Annotated in this window: 13 protein-coding genes; 4 read left to right on the top strand and 9 right to left on the bottom strand. The window is 66.7% G+C overall.

The features are described from left to right. Positions 1 to 22: 22 nt before the first annotated feature. The 3 genes from ACOGI8_RS06205 to ACOGI8_RS06195 form a co-directional block, all read right to left on the bottom strand. Complete coding sequence (locus ACOGI8_RS06205) at positions 23 to 1,738, bottom strand: N-acyl-D-amino-acid deacylase family protein (protein WP_419856006.1); 1,716 nt, start codon at positions 1,736 to 1,738, stop codon at positions 23 to 25. 72 nt (positions 1,739 to 1,810) lie between these two features. Next, the gene (locus tag ACOGI8_RS06200) at positions 1,811 to 2,851 is read right to left on the bottom strand and encodes a glycosyltransferase family 2 protein (protein ID WP_419856005.1); all 1,041 of its coding nucleotides are present in this window, start codon (positions 2,849 to 2,851) and stop codon (positions 1,811 to 1,813) included. Beyond that, positions 2,848 to 4,248, bottom strand: coding sequence for a sugar transferase (locus ACOGI8_RS06195; protein WP_419856004.1), 1,401 nt, complete (start codon positions 4,246 to 4,248; stop codon positions 2,848 to 2,850). Before ACOGI8_RS06195 ends, ACOGI8_RS06200 begins: the two co-directional genes overlap by 4 nt. A 94-nt stretch (positions 4,249 to 4,342) precedes the next feature. Between ACOGI8_RS06195 and ACOGI8_RS06190 the strand changes: the two genes are divergently transcribed. Further along, a complete protein-coding gene (locus ACOGI8_RS06190; RefSeq protein ID WP_419856003.1) occupies positions 4,343 to 5,935 on the top strand; it encodes a hypothetical protein in 1,593 nt (530 codons plus the stop codon). 28 nt (positions 5,936 to 5,963) lie between these two features. Here ACOGI8_RS06190 and galE read toward each other — a convergent pair whose 3' ends face one another. Further along, positions 5,964 to 6,971: a UDP-glucose 4-epimerase GalE gene (gene galE / locus ACOGI8_RS06185; RefSeq protein WP_419856002.1), complete on the bottom strand. Its 1,008-nt coding sequence runs from the start codon at positions 6,969 to 6,971 to the stop codon at positions 5,964 to 5,966. A 99-nt stretch (positions 6,972 to 7,070) separates the two neighbouring features. On the opposite strand from galE, the gene ACOGI8_RS06180 reads away from it, so the two are divergent. After that, complete coding sequence (locus ACOGI8_RS06180) at positions 7,071 to 8,285, top strand: DUF3048 domain-containing protein (RefSeq protein WP_419856001.1); 1,215 nt, start codon at positions 7,071 to 7,073, stop codon at positions 8,283 to 8,285. Between the two features lie 22 nt (positions 8,286 to 8,307). Here the strand turns inward: ACOGI8_RS06180 and rsfS are convergent, their stop codons facing one another. Both rsfS and ACOGI8_RS06170 read right to left on the bottom strand, forming a co-directional pair. After that, positions 8,308 to 8,664, bottom strand: coding sequence for a ribosome silencing factor (gene rsfS, locus ACOGI8_RS06175; RefSeq protein ID WP_419856000.1), 357 nt, complete (start codon positions 8,662 to 8,664; stop codon positions 8,308 to 8,310). Positions 8,665 to 8,729: 65 nt separating this feature from the next. After that, a complete protein-coding gene (locus ACOGI8_RS06170; protein WP_419855999.1) occupies positions 8,730 to 9,323 on the bottom strand; it encodes a nicotinate-nicotinamide nucleotide adenylyltransferase in 594 nt (197 codons plus the stop codon). A 353-nt stretch (positions 9,324 to 9,676) separates the two neighbouring features. Between ACOGI8_RS06170 and ACOGI8_RS06165 the strand changes: the two genes are divergently transcribed. Both ACOGI8_RS06165 and ACOGI8_RS06160 read left to right on the top strand, forming a co-directional pair. Then, the gene (locus ACOGI8_RS06165) at positions 9,677 to 10,543 is read left to right on the top strand and encodes a sigma-70 family RNA polymerase sigma factor (RefSeq protein ID WP_419855998.1); all 867 of its coding nucleotides are present in this window, start codon (positions 9,677 to 9,679) and stop codon (positions 10,541 to 10,543) included. Continuing rightward, a complete protein-coding gene (locus ACOGI8_RS06160; protein ID WP_419855997.1) occupies positions 10,521 to 11,942 on the top strand; it encodes a class II 3-deoxy-7-phosphoheptulonate synthase in 1,422 nt (473 codons plus the stop codon). The genes ACOGI8_RS06165 and ACOGI8_RS06160 overlap by 23 nt, the downstream gene beginning before the upstream one ends. Positions 11,943 to 11,947: 5 nt before the next feature. On the opposite strand, the gene ACOGI8_RS06155 is transcribed toward ACOGI8_RS06160, so the two are convergent. Genes ACOGI8_RS06155 through ACOGI8_RS06145 form a run of 3 tightly spaced genes read right to left on the bottom strand, consistent with a single transcriptional unit; the run spans position 11,948 to position 15,635 of the window. Next, complete coding sequence (locus ACOGI8_RS06155) at positions 11,948 to 13,384, bottom strand: vWA domain-containing protein (protein WP_323673528.1); 1,437 nt, start codon at positions 13,382 to 13,384, stop codon at positions 11,948 to 11,950. A gap of 39 nt (positions 13,385 to 13,423) precedes the next feature. After that, positions 13,424 to 14,344: an AAA family ATPase gene (locus ACOGI8_RS06150; RefSeq protein WP_419856373.1), complete on the bottom strand. Its 921-nt coding sequence runs from the start codon at positions 14,342 to 14,344 to the stop codon at positions 13,424 to 13,426. A gap of 58 nt (positions 14,345 to 14,402) precedes the next feature. Beyond that, complete coding sequence (locus ACOGI8_RS06145; RefSeq protein WP_419856372.1) at positions 14,403 to 15,635, bottom strand: glutamate-5-semialdehyde dehydrogenase; 1,233 nt, start codon at positions 15,633 to 15,635, stop codon at positions 14,403 to 14,405. Positions 15,636 to 15,676 lie beyond the last annotated feature (41 nt).

Below are 15,676 nucleotides of genomic sequence, written 5' to 3'. Positions count from 1 at the left end.
CATCTGCCCGGCACCCACTGGATCAGTGGCGCGCGAGTTCGGCCTGTGCGCCGCGCACGAGCCTGCCGGGGCGGGCACCGGTGAACTCGCCGTCAGCGGAGACCTCGGCTCCGGCCACGAACGTGTGCCGGTAGCCGGTCGACCGCTGGATCAGGCGCTTGCCGCCGCTCGGCAGGTCGTACACCAGCTCCGGGCGTCCCACGCCCAGCGCGTCGAAGTCGACGATGTTGATGTCGGCTCGATAGCCCGGCGCCAGCAGGCCGCGGTCGGCCAGCCCGTACGCGAGCGCGTTGCCACGAGTCTGCTTGTGCACCAGGAATTCCAGCGGCAAGCCCTCGCCACGGCTGCGGTCACGGGCCCAGTGGGTCAGCAGGTACGTCGGGTAGGACGCGTCGCAGATGGTGCCCACGTGCGCTCCCGCATCGCCGATCCCACAGATCGTGTACGGATCGGCCAGCATCTCGCGGATCACGTCCAGGCTGCCGGCGGTGTAGTTCTCGAAGGGGTAGAGCAACAGGGCGTCACCGTCGCCGTCCGACAGCAGGTCCAGTGCCAGTTCCCACGGGCTGACGCCCAGATCTGCAGCCCGCGCCGCTACCGAGGCACGAGGATCGGGCTCGTAGTCGGGCACGTCGCCAAGCTCGAAGGCGCGGGTGAGCGCGTAGTCCATCCACTTGCTGAAGCCGTCCACCGGCCGATCCTCCACCAGTGCCCGCCGCAGCGTCTCATCGCTGCGCATGCGGGCCGCGCGCTGCGCCGTCGGCAGGTGCGCGATGTCGCGGTAGGCCGGGTGGTTGCCGAAGGGATTGACCGACACGTCCAGACCGAGCAACACGCTGATCGGGCGGCAGCCCACCTGCCCGTTCGCCGAGACCCCGTCGGCGTTCGCTGCGTGGATCTCATCCAGGGTTTCCCGCCACAGCTCCGGCGCATTGTCCACCTGCAGCAGCAGCACCGACAGCGGTCGGCCCGACAGCTCGGCTGCGGCCCGCAGGGTTTCGAACTCGCCCGGTCCGAAGTCGGAGTTCACTTGCAGCACCCCGGCACCGGCGCGCTTCATCGCACTGGCGACTGCGGCGAGCTCAGGATCGCCCGCTGACAGCGACGGGGTGAGACGGCCGTCTGCTGCCTTGTGCTTGGTGGTTCGACTCGTGGTGAATCCGAGTGCGCCGGCCTCCAGCGCCTCGGTCACGAGATCGGTGATGCGGTCGAGCTCAGGCACCGTCGGCACCTCGGCGTGATCGGCGCCGCGCTCGCCCATCACGAAGAACCGCAGCGCGCCGTGGGGCAGCTGGCTGCCGACGTCCATGACCCTGGGCGTCGCATCGAGCGCGTCGAGGTACTCGGGATAGCTGGTCCAGCAGAAGTCGATGCCATCAGCGAGGACCGTGCCGGGAATGTCCTCGACGCCTTCCATCAGGTTGATGAGGTAGCCCTCGGTGCCCGGATGCACGGGAGCGAAGCCGACGCCGCAATTGCCGAAGATCGCCGTGGTGACGCCGTGCCACGACGAAGGCGTCATCTCGGGGTCCCAGGTGGCCTGCCCGTCGTAGTGGGTGTGAATGTCCACCCAGCCCGGCAGAACGAGATGGCCCTCAGCGTCGATCTCGCGCCGACCTCGGCCGCTCACCTTGCCGACCTCGGCGACCGTCCCGTTGTCAATGGCGATGTCTGCTGTGCGGGGCGGGCCGCCGCTCCCGTCAACGACAGTCCCGTTGCGGATCACGACCTCAGCCATGTGTGCGAGCGTATCGAGTGGCACCGAACCCGAACCGAGGTTGTCCAGCAGACCGGAATGGCCGGTGCTGCATCACAGCTCGCCGTCGGCCGCCCGATCTGCCGGCGGCATGCGCTCGTCACGGCGGCGGCCGATCAGAAAGCCCGTTCCCCACGACAGGTGCATGACAGCAAAGGCCGCGACCGCCCGCAGGCGATCGCCGACCGAGGGAAGGCGCCGGCGCAGCCGGGTTGCGGCCAGCATGCACGCACCGAGATAGGCGGCCGGCACGACTCCGCCGCGCAGGCGACCGCGCGCCAGCTCGAACGCAGATACCGCCAAACCGACGATCAGCGCAGGCGCTGCGAGTTGCCTTGATCGCAGCGAGCGCGGGTGGCGGCCGATCACCACTCGCTTCCAAGCGCCGTACTCGAAGTACTGGCGCGCCAAGCTCGCCCAGCTCGATCGGGGCTGGTACTCCACAACCAAGCTCGGGTCGAGCCACACCAGGTGACCCTGCTCTCGCAAGCGCCAATTCAGCTCGTAGTCCTGGTTGCGCTTCAGCGATTCGTCGAAGCCGCCCACAGAAGCGAGCGCGGCAGCGTCGAACACGCCCAGGTACACGGTGTCGACGGGTCCTTCATCGCAACCGCGCCGGAAAGCGGCCGGACCGCCCCCGAACGGCGACGACAGCGCCGCGGCGATGACCCGGTTCAGTGCACCCTGGCCCACCGGCCGCTGCACACCGCCCACATTCGCCGCGCCCGTGCGCTGCAACGTTGCGACGGCTCGCTCCACGTAGTCGGCTGGGAGTCTGGCCTGGGCGTCGACTCGCACCATGATCTCGCCGGCAGCGGCGCTGATCGCCAGATTGAGACCCGACGATGTGGTGCCCGCCAGGTTCGGGATCACTCGGATGGGCCGCGCCGGCCGAGCGTCCGAGCCTGCCGTGCACGTCCGGCGCCGCGCCACAGCCTCGGTGTCATCCGTGCTGGGGGCGGTCGCCACGATCACCTCCATCTGCCCGGAATACGTCTGCGCGCTCACCGCGTCTAGGCATCCGGGCAGCTCAGCGGCGCAGTTGCGCGCCGGAATCACCACCGAGACGAGAGGCTGGTCGCCTTTGCTGCTCACCGGGCGTTGCGGCGAGCCATGACCACGAGGCTCTTCGCCATGATTTCCCAGTCGAGCACCGGCGACCAGTTGACGACGTACTGCAGGTCGTGACCGAGCTTGTAGCCGGGATCGGTCTGGTAATGGCCTTGGGTCTGAGCTAGCCCGGTGATGCCGGGCGGCACGTCGTGGCGCCTGCCGTACCCGGCGATCTCACGCTCGAGCCGGGCGACGAATTGTGGTCGTTCGGGCCGCGGCCCCACCAGCGACATCGTACCGGACAGCACATTCCACAGCTGCGGCAGCTCGTCGAGACGGGTGCGCCGCAGCCAACCCATGCCGCTCATCACCCGGGGATCGTTCGAGGCAGCCAGCACCGGACCATTCGTTTCGGCATCACGCTTCATGGTGCGGAACTTCAGCAGCACGAACGGCGCGCCGCCGCGTCCCACACGTTCCTGCCGGTACAGCACACCGCGGCCGCCCACGATCCTGACGTAGATGGCGACGGCGGCGGTGAGCGGCAGCGCCAGCGGGGCGAGCAGCGCCAGGTAGGCCAGGTCCAAGAGCCGCTTGAAGCGCAGGCGGCACACCGGCAGCGCATGGGTTCGAAGCGCCACGAACGGCATTCCTCCGATCTGGCGACTTCGCTGCAGGCCGAGCAATGTGTCGGCGGGCGTGATCCGCCGGAAGACGCCGACATTGCGCAGCTCGAGTTCGCCGAGCGGCTCGGGATAGATCGCCTCGAGCGGTTGGCCTGACAGGAGCAGCAGCTCGGTGACATCGAGGCGATCTGCTTCACCGATGACCAGCGCAGGATCCGTCAGGCTGCCCGCAACTACCGCGTCGGCCTCGGCATCAGCGAGGTGCTCGGTAGCCGACTCGATGTCAGCAGCCGCACCCACCAGCAGCATCCGGGGCTTGCCGAACCGAAGTAGGCGCACGCGACGTGCACCCCAGCGATTGAACGAGATCAGCACGGCACCCGCTACGGCGAGCACCACCAGGTTCCCCCTGGGCATCAGGTAGCGGCCCGTCAGCAACGTGACCGTGGCGTCGCCGCCCACCGCCATGAACGTCAGAAGCATGGCGCGCGGCAGCCACGGCCGATGCCCCAGACGCTGCTCAAATTCGTAGAGCCCGCCGAAGTAGTAGACGGCCATGTGCAAGAAGGTGGCCACCCCGAAGCCAATCAGGTAGTGCGTCCGCGGGTACGTCGGCCAGTCGAGCCCGAAGCGCACCACGGTGATGGCCACCATCAAGGCGAACAACGTCACGGCGTCGACGACGTAGAGGAACCGGAATCCCCGCCCGCCCGACGGCACCGCGGATGAGTTCCCGGCTTCGCCGGCCGGGTCAGCCTCCAAGGCGATGTCCGGTGTGGCGTCCGGCAGTCGATGCCGCTCCTGGACCACCATCGGGCCGATACTACGCTGCGTCCCTCCCGACGATGGGTGCGACGATCGACATCGCAGCGATCAGAATCGGACGATCGGAAACGACGGATCCTTCATGCTCACTCCAGGACGTCTCGCTCGGCTGCGTTCGGGCTGGACCGCCGTGGCCCTCATTTGCATCGGCGTGCTGCTGTTGTGGGCGCCCGACCTCAACCTGCCGCTGGGCAACAGCGACGACGGCCGGATCTTCGCCCGGGCGGGAATCCAGGCACGCAACTTCTGGGACCTCGGGCCGCTCGAATCCAGCCTGGGCGCCAGGACCGACCCGTTCATCAGGGCTGAATTCGAGGTGCCGCCCAGGACCGAGCCGCCCCCAGAAGCAGTCACCTACGCGCATCACCCGCCCCTGAAACAGTTCCTCACCATCGTCTCGGTGGGCGCACTGGGCGACAGCCCGCAGGCAGTGCGCATCACCGATTTCTTGCTCGGGGCAGCCACCGTGGCATTCATGGCCGCGCTGCTGCGCGCCGTCGGCATGCAGTGGGGGCCGACGCTGCTCGCATTGCTCGTGATGGTGAGCACGGGATTCTTCTATGTGTACGCCCGCATGGGCATCAGCTTCTCGATGCTGCTGGCGCTCACCGCGGCAATCGCGTGGCTGCGTCAGGCCGAACGACCATCCCGCTGGGCGCTCGTGGGCGTTGGAGCGCTGGCTGCGCTCACGGCAATGCACTCCTGGATCGCCATTGCGTCACTGGCTCTGCTGCTGCCGTGGTTGTTCTTAGGCACGCTGAAACGGCGACGTTCCGTCGCCGACGCTCGCTCCCTCACCCTGCCAACCACAGGCGTCGCCGGTTGGCTGCGCCGGGGATGGTCACCGGCCCTGACCGCGGTGACGGTTGGTGCCCTGCTGGGGGGTTTGCTGACCGCCGGTTGGCTGCTGAACGCAACCGACATCTCCGAGCTCAGCGAGAGGGTTGCCTTCCGAACCGGCAACGACGTCTCCACGGCAGCCGAGCAGGTCCAGTTCACCTTCGGCGAATTCCTCCAGCGCCAGTGGACGTTCGCAGGTCACGAGCTGCTGACATCGTGGTGGCTGCGCCTGCTGTTCCTCCCGGCGCTCGCCGCCGGCCTCATCGACCGGCGAACCCGGGGACCGGTGGTGGTGACGCTCGCCGTGGCCATGTCGCTCACGTTCGCGCTGCAACAGGGTGCGTGGATCCATCGCCTGTGGAACTTCCCGTGGGTGGCCCCCACATCCATCGGCATCGCGGCTCTTGCCGACGCGATCCGTCGACTGTTCCGGGGCCGCGCCGTCAGGCTCCGAGCGCCGCTGGGAGCAGCCGCGGCGGCGGTGATGCTGGTGACACTGGCCTTCGTCGTGACGGGATCGACGCGGGACTTCTATCTCGAACGCCCTGCCGATGCCGGGGCTGTTCTGGAACAGGCACAGGATGATCCACGAGTCGCCGAAGCGGAACTCGTGTGGTTCACGTCGGGCATCTGGACGCCGCGCTGGATCTCGTACTACCTCGACCTGCCGGTGTGGATGCTCGACGAGTCCAACCTCGGCCACATCGCCGCCACCGACGTGATCCTCGTGCGCAACGACCGGGTGCCCTCCTTTGTGCCTCCCGAATCGATGGCCGCGCCTCTGGCCGCCGGCGAGGAGTACACGCTGATCTCCGCAGCAGCATTGGCAGAGTGACGCGGGCCGCTCGGGCCACGGCTTCGCCTTATGGCGAAGCGTCTGCGCGGCAGCTCACAAATCGCCAGTGATCGGCGAGCATCTCACCTAGGTTTCGCTGCGCACGCCAGCCGAGTTCATCTGCAGCGCGGCTGCAATCGGCCCACGATTCGGCAATGTCGCCAGGCCGGCGGCCCATGATCTCGCAGGGGATCTGCCGACCGGTGACGGCCTCGCTTGCCGCCACCAACTCAAGAACCGTGGTGCCCGCCCCGGTACCAAGATTGAACACACGACTGCGGTGGGTGCCGAGCTCGGCCTCGAGCGCCGCCACATGCCCTTCAGCCAAGTCCATCACGTGGACAAAGTCGCGCACGGCTGTGCCGTCGCGGGTGTCGTAGTCATTGCCGAAAATCTGCAACCGGCTGATCTCCCCCAGCGCCACTCGCATGACCGCTGGTACGAGATTCTGGCCAGCGGTGATCGGCTGCTCCCCGATGCGTGCCGAGGGGTGCGCGCCGACCGGGTTGAAGTAGCGCAAGATGACGGCCTGCATGGCGGAGGATGCCGCTGTGTCGGCGAGGATGCGCTCGCACATCAGCTTGGTGGTGCCGTAAGGGCTCTGGGGTACAGGGGGTGTTTCCTCGCTGACCGGCAGCTGCTCGGGCGTTCCGTACACCACTGCCGACGAGCTGAAAACGAAGCGATCTATGCCGCGCTCGACCGCTATCTCAGCCAGGCTCAGCGTCGAGAGAAGATTGTTCCGGTAGTACCGCAGCGGATCGGCGAACGACTCCGGAACGCTCTTGTGCGCCGCAAAGTGCACGATCGAATCGAAGTCGTGTTCGTCGCAGAGCTGGTGGACTGCGCTGCGATCCGCTGCATCGCCTTCGATCACGGCCAAGTTCGGTGTCGTCAGCAGTCGAAGCTCACCAACCGCGTCGCGCCGGGCGTTGGAGAAATCATCTAGCACGACGACATCGCGCCCCGCCGCATGCAGAGCAGCCACCGTGTGGCTACCGACATATCCGGCGCCACCGGAGACGAGTGTCGTCATGTGGGCAGTGTGCCACCCTCCCGCGACAGGCGACCGGTATGGTGAATATTCGGTCGGATGGCCGCGGTGGCCCTGCTGCACATGTCAAGGAGCAGACCTTTGGAGCACGTCCGCGAACCGTTCGACGAAGGCCGCCGGGGCGCGGTCGGGTGGTGCCGCCGTGCCGGGGTCTCTGCGGGCAGAAGGCGTCGACCGCTGAGCTGGGCGACTTGGCTGGCTGCACTGATGCTGCTGGCGGCGTGCTCGCCCATCACAGTGCCGCCGGAGACGACCGAGGTCGAACCTGCACAGACCGCCACGTCGGCGCAGACCGTCACGCCGTCCAGCACTGCTCCAGAGCCCGCCGGGACCGTGCCCCCGACCACCGCAGCGCCGGTCACCTCGGTGGCCGCCACCGAGCCCGCTACGTCCACCACGGCCGCCGCGCCACAGTTCACAGCGCCCTTCACCGGCTTGCCGACACCCACCGAGATACTGCGGCCCGCCGCAGTTGTGAAGATCGACAATCACCCCCGAGCCTTGCCGCAGTGGGGCCTCAACCATGCCGACGTTGTCTACGAGGAACTTGTCGAGGCCCGGCTCACGCGATTCGCAGCGATCTTCCATTCCACCAATGCCGATGTGGTCGGCCCTGTCCGATCGGCTCGCACCGGCGACTTTGCACTGCTGTCGAACCTCAACCGGCCCATCTTTGTGAACTCGGGAGCCAACGATTACACCGCGCGAGCCCTCCGCAGGGTCGACGCCATCGCCATCATCGACGGGGCCACCATCGCCAAGGGCGTGTTCGAACGCTCGCCAGAGAAGAACGCCCCCCACAATCTCATTACCGACACCGCTCGTATCTATGCAGCAGGTGCAGCCGAGGGCAGGACACCCCCGAAGTACTTCCGGTTCCGTGCCGAGGGTGAGCCGCTGCCGCGGGGCACGGCGGTCAGCGGTGTAGATGTGGACTACGGGCAGATCAAGGCGTCATACCGCTGGGACGCAGCCGCGGCCGGCTGGGCTCGCACGCAGAACGGCAACGACCACACCGACTTCGACGGCGTGCGAATTGCACCCGAGAACGTCATCGTGCAATTCGTGCGGTATCGCCAGAGCCCAGCCGACGCTGCCACCCCAGAACCTGTGCTGACGGGCAGCGGAGAGGCTTGGATCTTCAGCGACGGCAAGCTGGTGCGAGGCACTTGGGAACGCTTGTCGGAGCTCGATGTCACGGTGTTCCGCTCCGACAACGCCCTCATCGTGCCGCTGACACCCGGGCGCACGTGGATCGCGCTCGCCCGAGCGGGAACGGCGGAAATCGTCCCCTGATCCGGTCGGCTCAGCGCGTCGATCAGTCGAACTCGTGGCGAGGCACGTCCGACCACAGTCGTTCGAGGTCGTAGTACTCGCGGCTGGGCTCGTGAAAGATGTGCGCCACGAACGCGCCGAAGTCGAGCAGCACCCATTGCGCCTCGTCGAGCCCCTCGGTGCGGATCGGCCCGGGACCGCCGGCCGCTTTCACGTGCGCTTCCATCAGCTCAGCGATGCGTCGCACGCGTCGCGCGTTGGGGGCGCTCGCGATGATGAACCAGTCAGTGATCGCGAGCACGTCGCCCACGTCGAGTGCCACGATGCGCTCAGCAGACATCTCCGCAGCGCCGTCCACTGCGGCTTGCACCAGCGGCGGCACTGCGGCGCCTGTGTTCATCGGGTTCCGCTCGATGGCGTGAACCCCGGAAGAGGCCGGGGACGCCTGCGGAACCGATGCCACGTTCACGGAGAATAGAGCCTGTTCTCGACGATGTAGCTCATGACGGCGGGCGGCACGAGCTGGACTGCCTGCGGTGGGATGTCCTGGTGGGCACGATGGGTCAATAGCGCGCGCACGAAAGTGGCTGACGCCTCGACCGGTTCCATCAGCACGGTCTCGGTACGCCAGCCTTCGAGATGGACTGGCAGCTCGCCTCGTGGTTGCACTACCGCGAGCCTCACGCGCTCAGCGAGCTCAACGGCCCGGTGCCACGTCGAGACACCGTTCGCTGCGGCGGGGCCCATCACCAGCAACGTTTCGATGCCTGGCTGCTCGAGCTCCGCGACGGTGTCAATGGTGTACGTCGGTCCGCCTCGCCGGATCTCCAGATCACTCACGATCATGCCGTCGAAGTCACGAAAGGCCAGCTGGGCCATGGCGAATCGATGATGCGCAGGCGTGACGAGCCGCTGGGCCGACTTCTGCCACGGATCGTTCGCCACGACGATGTGGAGCAGGTCGATGTCGAGCTGCTCTCGAGCGCAGACCGCGACGGCGACGTGACCAGCGTGGGGAGGGTCAAACGTGCCCCCGAAGATCGCTTGTCGCGGCGGCACCGCAGCAGTGTAGAGTCACGCCACACATCAATTCTGCAGCGCGCACCGGGGAACCACTGCATTGATCGGCAAGCCCCCGTGGCGGCAGTTTGCGCGCGTCATGCGCCATGTGCTACTTTTGACTGTCCGCCCAAAGCAGTGCTGCGCGAAGCCCGGGTTCTCGGGCTTGGCATCGCATGCGGGCGTACAAGCAAGATCGGCTCCGCCACTACGGCGGTGTCACGCCTGAGTTTGGGCTGCCGCAGCCCTGCGAAGGCGAAACATACCCGGTGCCCCCCACCGGGTGGCATGCCAGGGCGGCATGCAAGCGAATACGAAGAACCGGCTGCCCCCTGTCGGTTGGAGCGATTGTCATGGATTCAGTTGGCCAGTACCTGAACGAGATCGGTGCGGTGGCGCTGCTCACCGCAGAAGACGAGCGGATGCTCTCCCAGCAGATCGAAGCAGGACGCGATGCCAGGACGCGCCTCGACAGTGACGAGGAGCTGTCCGTGGCTGAGCGGCGCGAACTGCGCAAGGCAGTGCAGACCGCTGCCGCCGCACGTGACCGCTTCATCCGGGCGAACCTCCGCCTCGTCGTGTCCATCGCGCGCCGGTACCCGCTGCCTCCGACGCTGGAACTGCTCGACCTGATCCAGGAAGGCAACCTCGGCCTCGAGCATGCGGTCGAGAAGTTCGACTGGCGGCGTGGCTTCAAGTTCTCCACCTACGCCACGTTCTGGATCCGGCAGTCGATCGGTCGCGCGCTCGATCAGAAGGGCAGTCTCATCCGCCTGCCTTCGGACCGTTCTGCCACGTTGAGGGCAGCGCTGCGGCACAACGGCGGCGACAGCGACTCGCTCGACGACGAGAACGCATGGCTGCAGCGGATCAGCACGCCCACCTCGCTCGACAAGACCGTCGGCGACGACGGCGACAGCGCTCTCATCGACCTCATCGGCGACGATGCGCCCGGCCCGGAGCACTACGCCATCGAGTCGGCTCGCAAGACCATGGTGCACTCCATGCTCGGCCGCCTCGACGAGCGGGCTCAATATGCCGTCAAGCGGCGCAACGGCCTCATCGACGGCGAGCAGCGCAGCTACCGCGAGATCGGCGAAGAGCTGGGTGTGACGGCCGAGGCGGCACGCCGCCTGGTCAAGCGCGCTGTCGATGAGCTGCAGAGCCTCGCCGCCGACGGCGAGTTCGTAGACATCGATGCCGACGCAGACGCTGTCTGACGACGCAGCCTCGCCATCCGGCGCGCCCAGTCCCGCCGGATCTCAGGAGCACGTTCCAGGTTGGCATCCCGGCTCATGGGCCGACCGGCCCGCCGGCCAGCAACCCGAATGGCCAGACGCTGACGCGCTGGCAGCATCGCTGACCGAGTTGCGCCGACGTCCGCCGCTGGTGTTTGCCGGTGAAGCCAGGCGGCTGACCGAGCTGCTCGGAAACGTCTGCGCCGGCAAGGCTTTTGTACTGCAGGCCGGCGACTGCGCCGAGTCGTTCGAGCTGTCGACCGCCGACCAGATCCGTGACCGTCTCAAGGTGATCTTGCAGATGGCCGTGGTGATGCAGTATTCCGCCGGGCTGCCGATCGTGAAGGTGGGCCGGATCGCCGGTCAGTTCGCCAAGCCGCGCAGCTCGGCCACCGAGACCCGCGACGGCCAGACGCTGCCGGTCTTCCGCGGCCACATCGTCAACGACATCGCCTTCGAGCCTGGGGCCCGCACACCCGACCCGTCCCGCCTGCTGGAGGCATACAGCACGTCGGCGGCAACGCTCAACTTGTTGCGGGCGTTCACACGGGGCGGCTACGCAGACCTGCGACAGGTACACGACTGGAATCAGGAGTTCGTGGCGTCGAGCCCGGCCGGCCAGCGCTACGAGGTGCTGGCCAGCGGCATCGACGCGGCCTTGCGGTTCATGAACGCCTGCGGGCTCGACACCGACGACAGCGCCATGCGCCAGGTGGAGCTCTACACCAGCCACGAAGCGCTGCTGCTGGGCTACGAGGAAGCGCTCACCCGTACCGACAGCATCACCGGCGACTGGTACGACTGCTCAGCACACATGCTGTGGGTCGGCGAACGCACCCGCGAACTCGACGGTGCTCACGTGGAGTTCCTGCGGGGAGTGCACAACCCGGTCGGTGCGAAGCTGGGCCCCACCGCTACGCCCGACGAGGCGCTGGCGCTGTGCGAAGCGCTGAACCCGAACCGGATCCCGGGGCGGCTGACCCTGATCAGCCGGACGGGTGCCGGCAACGTCGGGGAGTGCTTCGAACCGATCTTGCGGGCGGTCACCGAAGCCGGCCACCCGGTGGTGTGGCAGTGCGACCCCATGCATGGCAACACCTTCAGCACCCCCGACGGGGTCAAGACCCGCCACTTCGACGCCATCCTGGCCGAGATCCGCCAGTACTTTGCCGCTCACGCCACTGCGGGCACCTGGCCCGGAGGCATTCATCTCGAGATCACCGGCGATGCGGTCACCGAGTGCATCGGCGGCAGCGATGAGCTGGCTCAGCACCAGCTCGGCGACCGCTACGAAACCATGTGTGACCCGCGCCTCAACGGCCGCCAATCACTCGATTTGGCCTTCCTGGCCTCCGACCTGCTCGCGTCGGCCAGAGGCTGAGCCGGCTAGGCCAAGTTGTCGACGAAGCCTTCGAGCTGGCGCAGGTTGCGACACTCGAACACGCCGTCGGTATAGGTCGAGTACTCGGTGATCACCGAGTCGCCCGTATCCCAGTACGACCGGGGCTCTGGGTTCAGCCAGAACACCGAACGAGCCCGCTTCTGGCACTCCTTGAGCACCCACGCATTCGTCGAGTGGTAGTTGTTGCGGGCGTCGCCTAGGAACATCATGGTCGACTTGGCGTTGACGTCCTTGCCGAAGTTCTCCCAGAACACGCCGAAGGCATGGCCGTAATCGGAATGGCCGTCGACCCAGACGACATCGGCTTCGGTGTTCACCCGGTGCACCGCGTTGGTGATGTCCTCCTCGTTCTGGAACATGTGGGTGACTTCGTCGATGCCGTCGATGAAGACGAACGAGCGCACCTTGGAGAACTGGTTCTGCAGCGCATACACCAGGTGCAGCGTGAACCGGGCGAATGCTGCCACCGAGCCCGAGATATCTGCGACCACGATGAGCTCGGGCTTGTTCGGCCGGGGATGGCGGAAGCGCGGCTCCGCGGGTACGCCGCCGTAGCTGAGCGAACGCCGCACCGTGGCCCGGAAGTCGAGGGGGCCGCGCCGCTTGTGCTTGCGCTTGCGCGCCAGGCGAGCTGCCAGCTTGCGGGTCAGCGGTTGGATGGCCTTGCGGATGTTCGCCATCTCTTCACGGCTGGCGTGCATGAAGTCGACGTCTTCGGGAAGCGGCTTGCGCAGCGTCTTGGCCATGGCCTCGACGCCGCGGTCAGCCACGAGCCGGCGCCGGATCTCGGCTTCGATCTCGCGCTTGAGCTGCTCGATGCGGTTCTCGAATTCCTCGCGTTCGAGCCGTTCCGCGAGCGGCGTCATCTCGCCGTCGTAGCGCTGCGAGGACTCCTCGATCAGCCGATCCAGCATGCCGTCGAGATCGAGGTTGCGCAGCGTGCGGTACAGGTAGTAGGTGCCGCCGACGGGCCGACCCGGTTCCATGCCCGCAAACTGCGTCACCGCAGCTCGGGCCATGGCCGCCATCATCGCCTCGTCGGCGTTCAGCAACGCCCGGAAGAGCATCTCCGCAATCTCTTCGGGCGACATGTCCTGCCCGCCCCCGCGGCCGCCCATGCCCTGCATTTGCTGGGACATCCACTCTTCGAGATTGTCGGGATCGAACTCCCCGTTGCCTTCCTCGTCGCCGACGTTGTATTCCGGCCCGCGCAACGAGAAGTACACCTCGAAGACCGTCTCGAACGCTCGCCAGTGCTGCTCGTTCTTGACGAGCGTGGCTGCGAGCGCGTACTTGAAGGCATCGCGGTCTTCGATGGGAATGTGCTTGACGGCCTCCATGGCATCGAGGTTCTCCGTCAACGAGACCGGCAGACCGGCGTTGCGCAGCTCTCCGACGAAGCCGCTGAGCAGATCCAACATGGCTGACCCCTGTCCCCCGTCTCCTGCCTGCCTGCGCGGCTAGGCCTCGACCGTCAGCTCTTTGGCGGCCTTCTCGATATCAGACTGGTACTTGAGCAGGATGTGGAGCGTTTCCTTTGCCTGCTCGACATCGATGTTCTCGATTCCCAGCAGCACCAATGTGCGTGCCCAGTCCAGGGTCTCCGACACCGACGGCGCCTTCTTCAGCTCGAGCTGGCGGATGGAACGCACCACGCGTGCGATCTGCTCGGCCAAGTTCTCGCTGATGCCGGCAACCTTGGTGAGAACGATCTGCTTCTCGCGTTCGAGGTCGGGATAGTCAATGTGCAGGAACAGGCAGCGCCGCTTGAGCGCTTCGGACAGCTCGCGAGTGTTGTTGGACGTCAGGAACACCAGCGGGATCTGGCTGGCCATGATCGTGCCGAGCTCGGGAATCGAAACCTGGTAGTCCGACAGGATCTCAAGCAGGAGCGCCTCGGTCTCGATCTCAACCCGGTCCACCTCGTCGATGAGCAGCACCACCTTGTCCTGCGCGCTGATGGCTTCGAGCAGCGGACGGGTGAGCAGGAATTCGTCCTGGAAGATGTCGTCCTGCAGTTCCACCCAGTCCTCGTGCTCGGCATCGACACCCCGGTCGGCCTGGATGCGCAAGAGCTGCTTCTTGTAGTTCCACTCGTACAGCGCCTTGGCCTCATCGAGCCCCTCGTAGCACTGGAGGCGAATCAGGCGGGCGCCGCTCATCGCGGCCACCGACTTGGCCAGCTCGGTCTTGCCGGTGCCCGCCGGTCCTTCGATGAGGACTGGCTTGCCGAGACGCTCGGCCAAGAACACCACGCTGGCGATGCCGTCGTCGGCGAGGTATTCGACTTTCGCCAAGCCTTCACGGACACCCGAGAGGTCTCCGAACATTGTCTCGTTCATTCTGGGTGTCTCCCCTGTGGGTGTAAGCGTGGGCGCCAGGCCGTCGGCAATGGGACCGGTCAGACAGTGTGGCAGCCGCGGCCACCTTTCGGCACGGCTACCCCCGTGTGTGACCCGTTCCGGTCACCACGAACTTGGTGGTCGTGAGCTGTTCAAGGCCCATGGGGCCACGGGCGTGCAGCTTTTGGGTGCTAATGCCGATCTCTGCGCCGAAGCCGAATTCCTCCCCGTCCACGAAGCGCGTCGAGGCGTTGACGAGTACGGCAGCGGCATCCACCCGGCGGGTGAATTCCTGTGCAGCGGCCAGATCTCCGGTCACGATGGCCTCGCTGTGGCCCGTGCCGTGCTGGTTGACGTGGTCGATGGCAGAGTCGAGGTCATCGACGATCGCAACGCTCATCTTGAGCGAGAGGAACTCTGTCGAGAAGTCACTGGGGCTGGCCGGACCGATCTCGGGCGAGATTGCCTGCGCTGCGGCGTCGCCCACGAGCTCCACGCCGTCCAAGTCGCCGACGATGCGCGGCAGGAACGCGTCAGCCACGTCGCGGTGGACCAGGAGTGACTCTGCTGCGTTGCACACCGAGGGGCGGCTGAGCTTCGCGTTGGCGACGATGTTGGCTGCCATGTCCAGATCTGCCGCCGTGTCAACGTACACGTGGCAGTTGCCGTCGCCGTCGATGACATAGGGCACGGTGGCATTGGCGAGCACCGAGGCGATGAGCGCTGGGCCGCCCCGGGGAATGAGACAGTCGATGTGGTCGCGCAGCTGCATGAACTCGGCAGCGGCGCTGTGGCGCGTATCGGTGACCAGCACCAGCGCGTCTGCGGGCAAGCCCGCCTTGACCAAGCCTTCCCGCAGCGCTTCGGCGATCGCCATGTTGGAGTTCAGCGCGGCCCCCGAGCCCCGCAGAAGCGCAGCGTTGCCCGACTTCAGGCACAACCCGAAAGCGTCTGAAGTGACGTTGGGCCGGCTCTCATAGATGATCGCCACTACGCCGAGCGGCACCCGGACCCGTTCCACTGCCAAGCCGTTGGGCCGCACCCACCCGTCGACCACCTGGCCGACTGGGTCAGCAAGGGCTGCCACGTTGCGTAGTCCTGCCGCCATGGCCGAGATGCGGCCAGAGTCGAGCCGCAGCCGGTCGATGAGCGTCGCTGAAATGCCGGCAGCCTCAGCATTGGCCACATCGTCGCGGTTGGCTGCGAGCACGCGGTCGGTCGCCTCACCCAGCAGATCTGCGGCCGACAGCAGGGCATCGTCTCGTACAGCGCCGGATGCTTGCGCCAAGACGGTCGCCGCGGCCTTCGCGCGCTGGCCGAGGGCGATCATCTCCACGTCAGGCACCTACGAGGATGCGCGGATTGACGGAG

The organism is Candidatus Poriferisodalis sp. (assembly GCF_965204195.1).
In the GTDB taxonomy this organism is placed as follows: domain Bacteria; phylum Actinomycetota; class Acidimicrobiia; order Acidimicrobiales; family Poriferisodalaceae; genus Poriferisodalis.
Note: the sequence above shows the minus strand (reverse complement) of the source record. Positions and strands in the feature narration are given on the sequence as shown.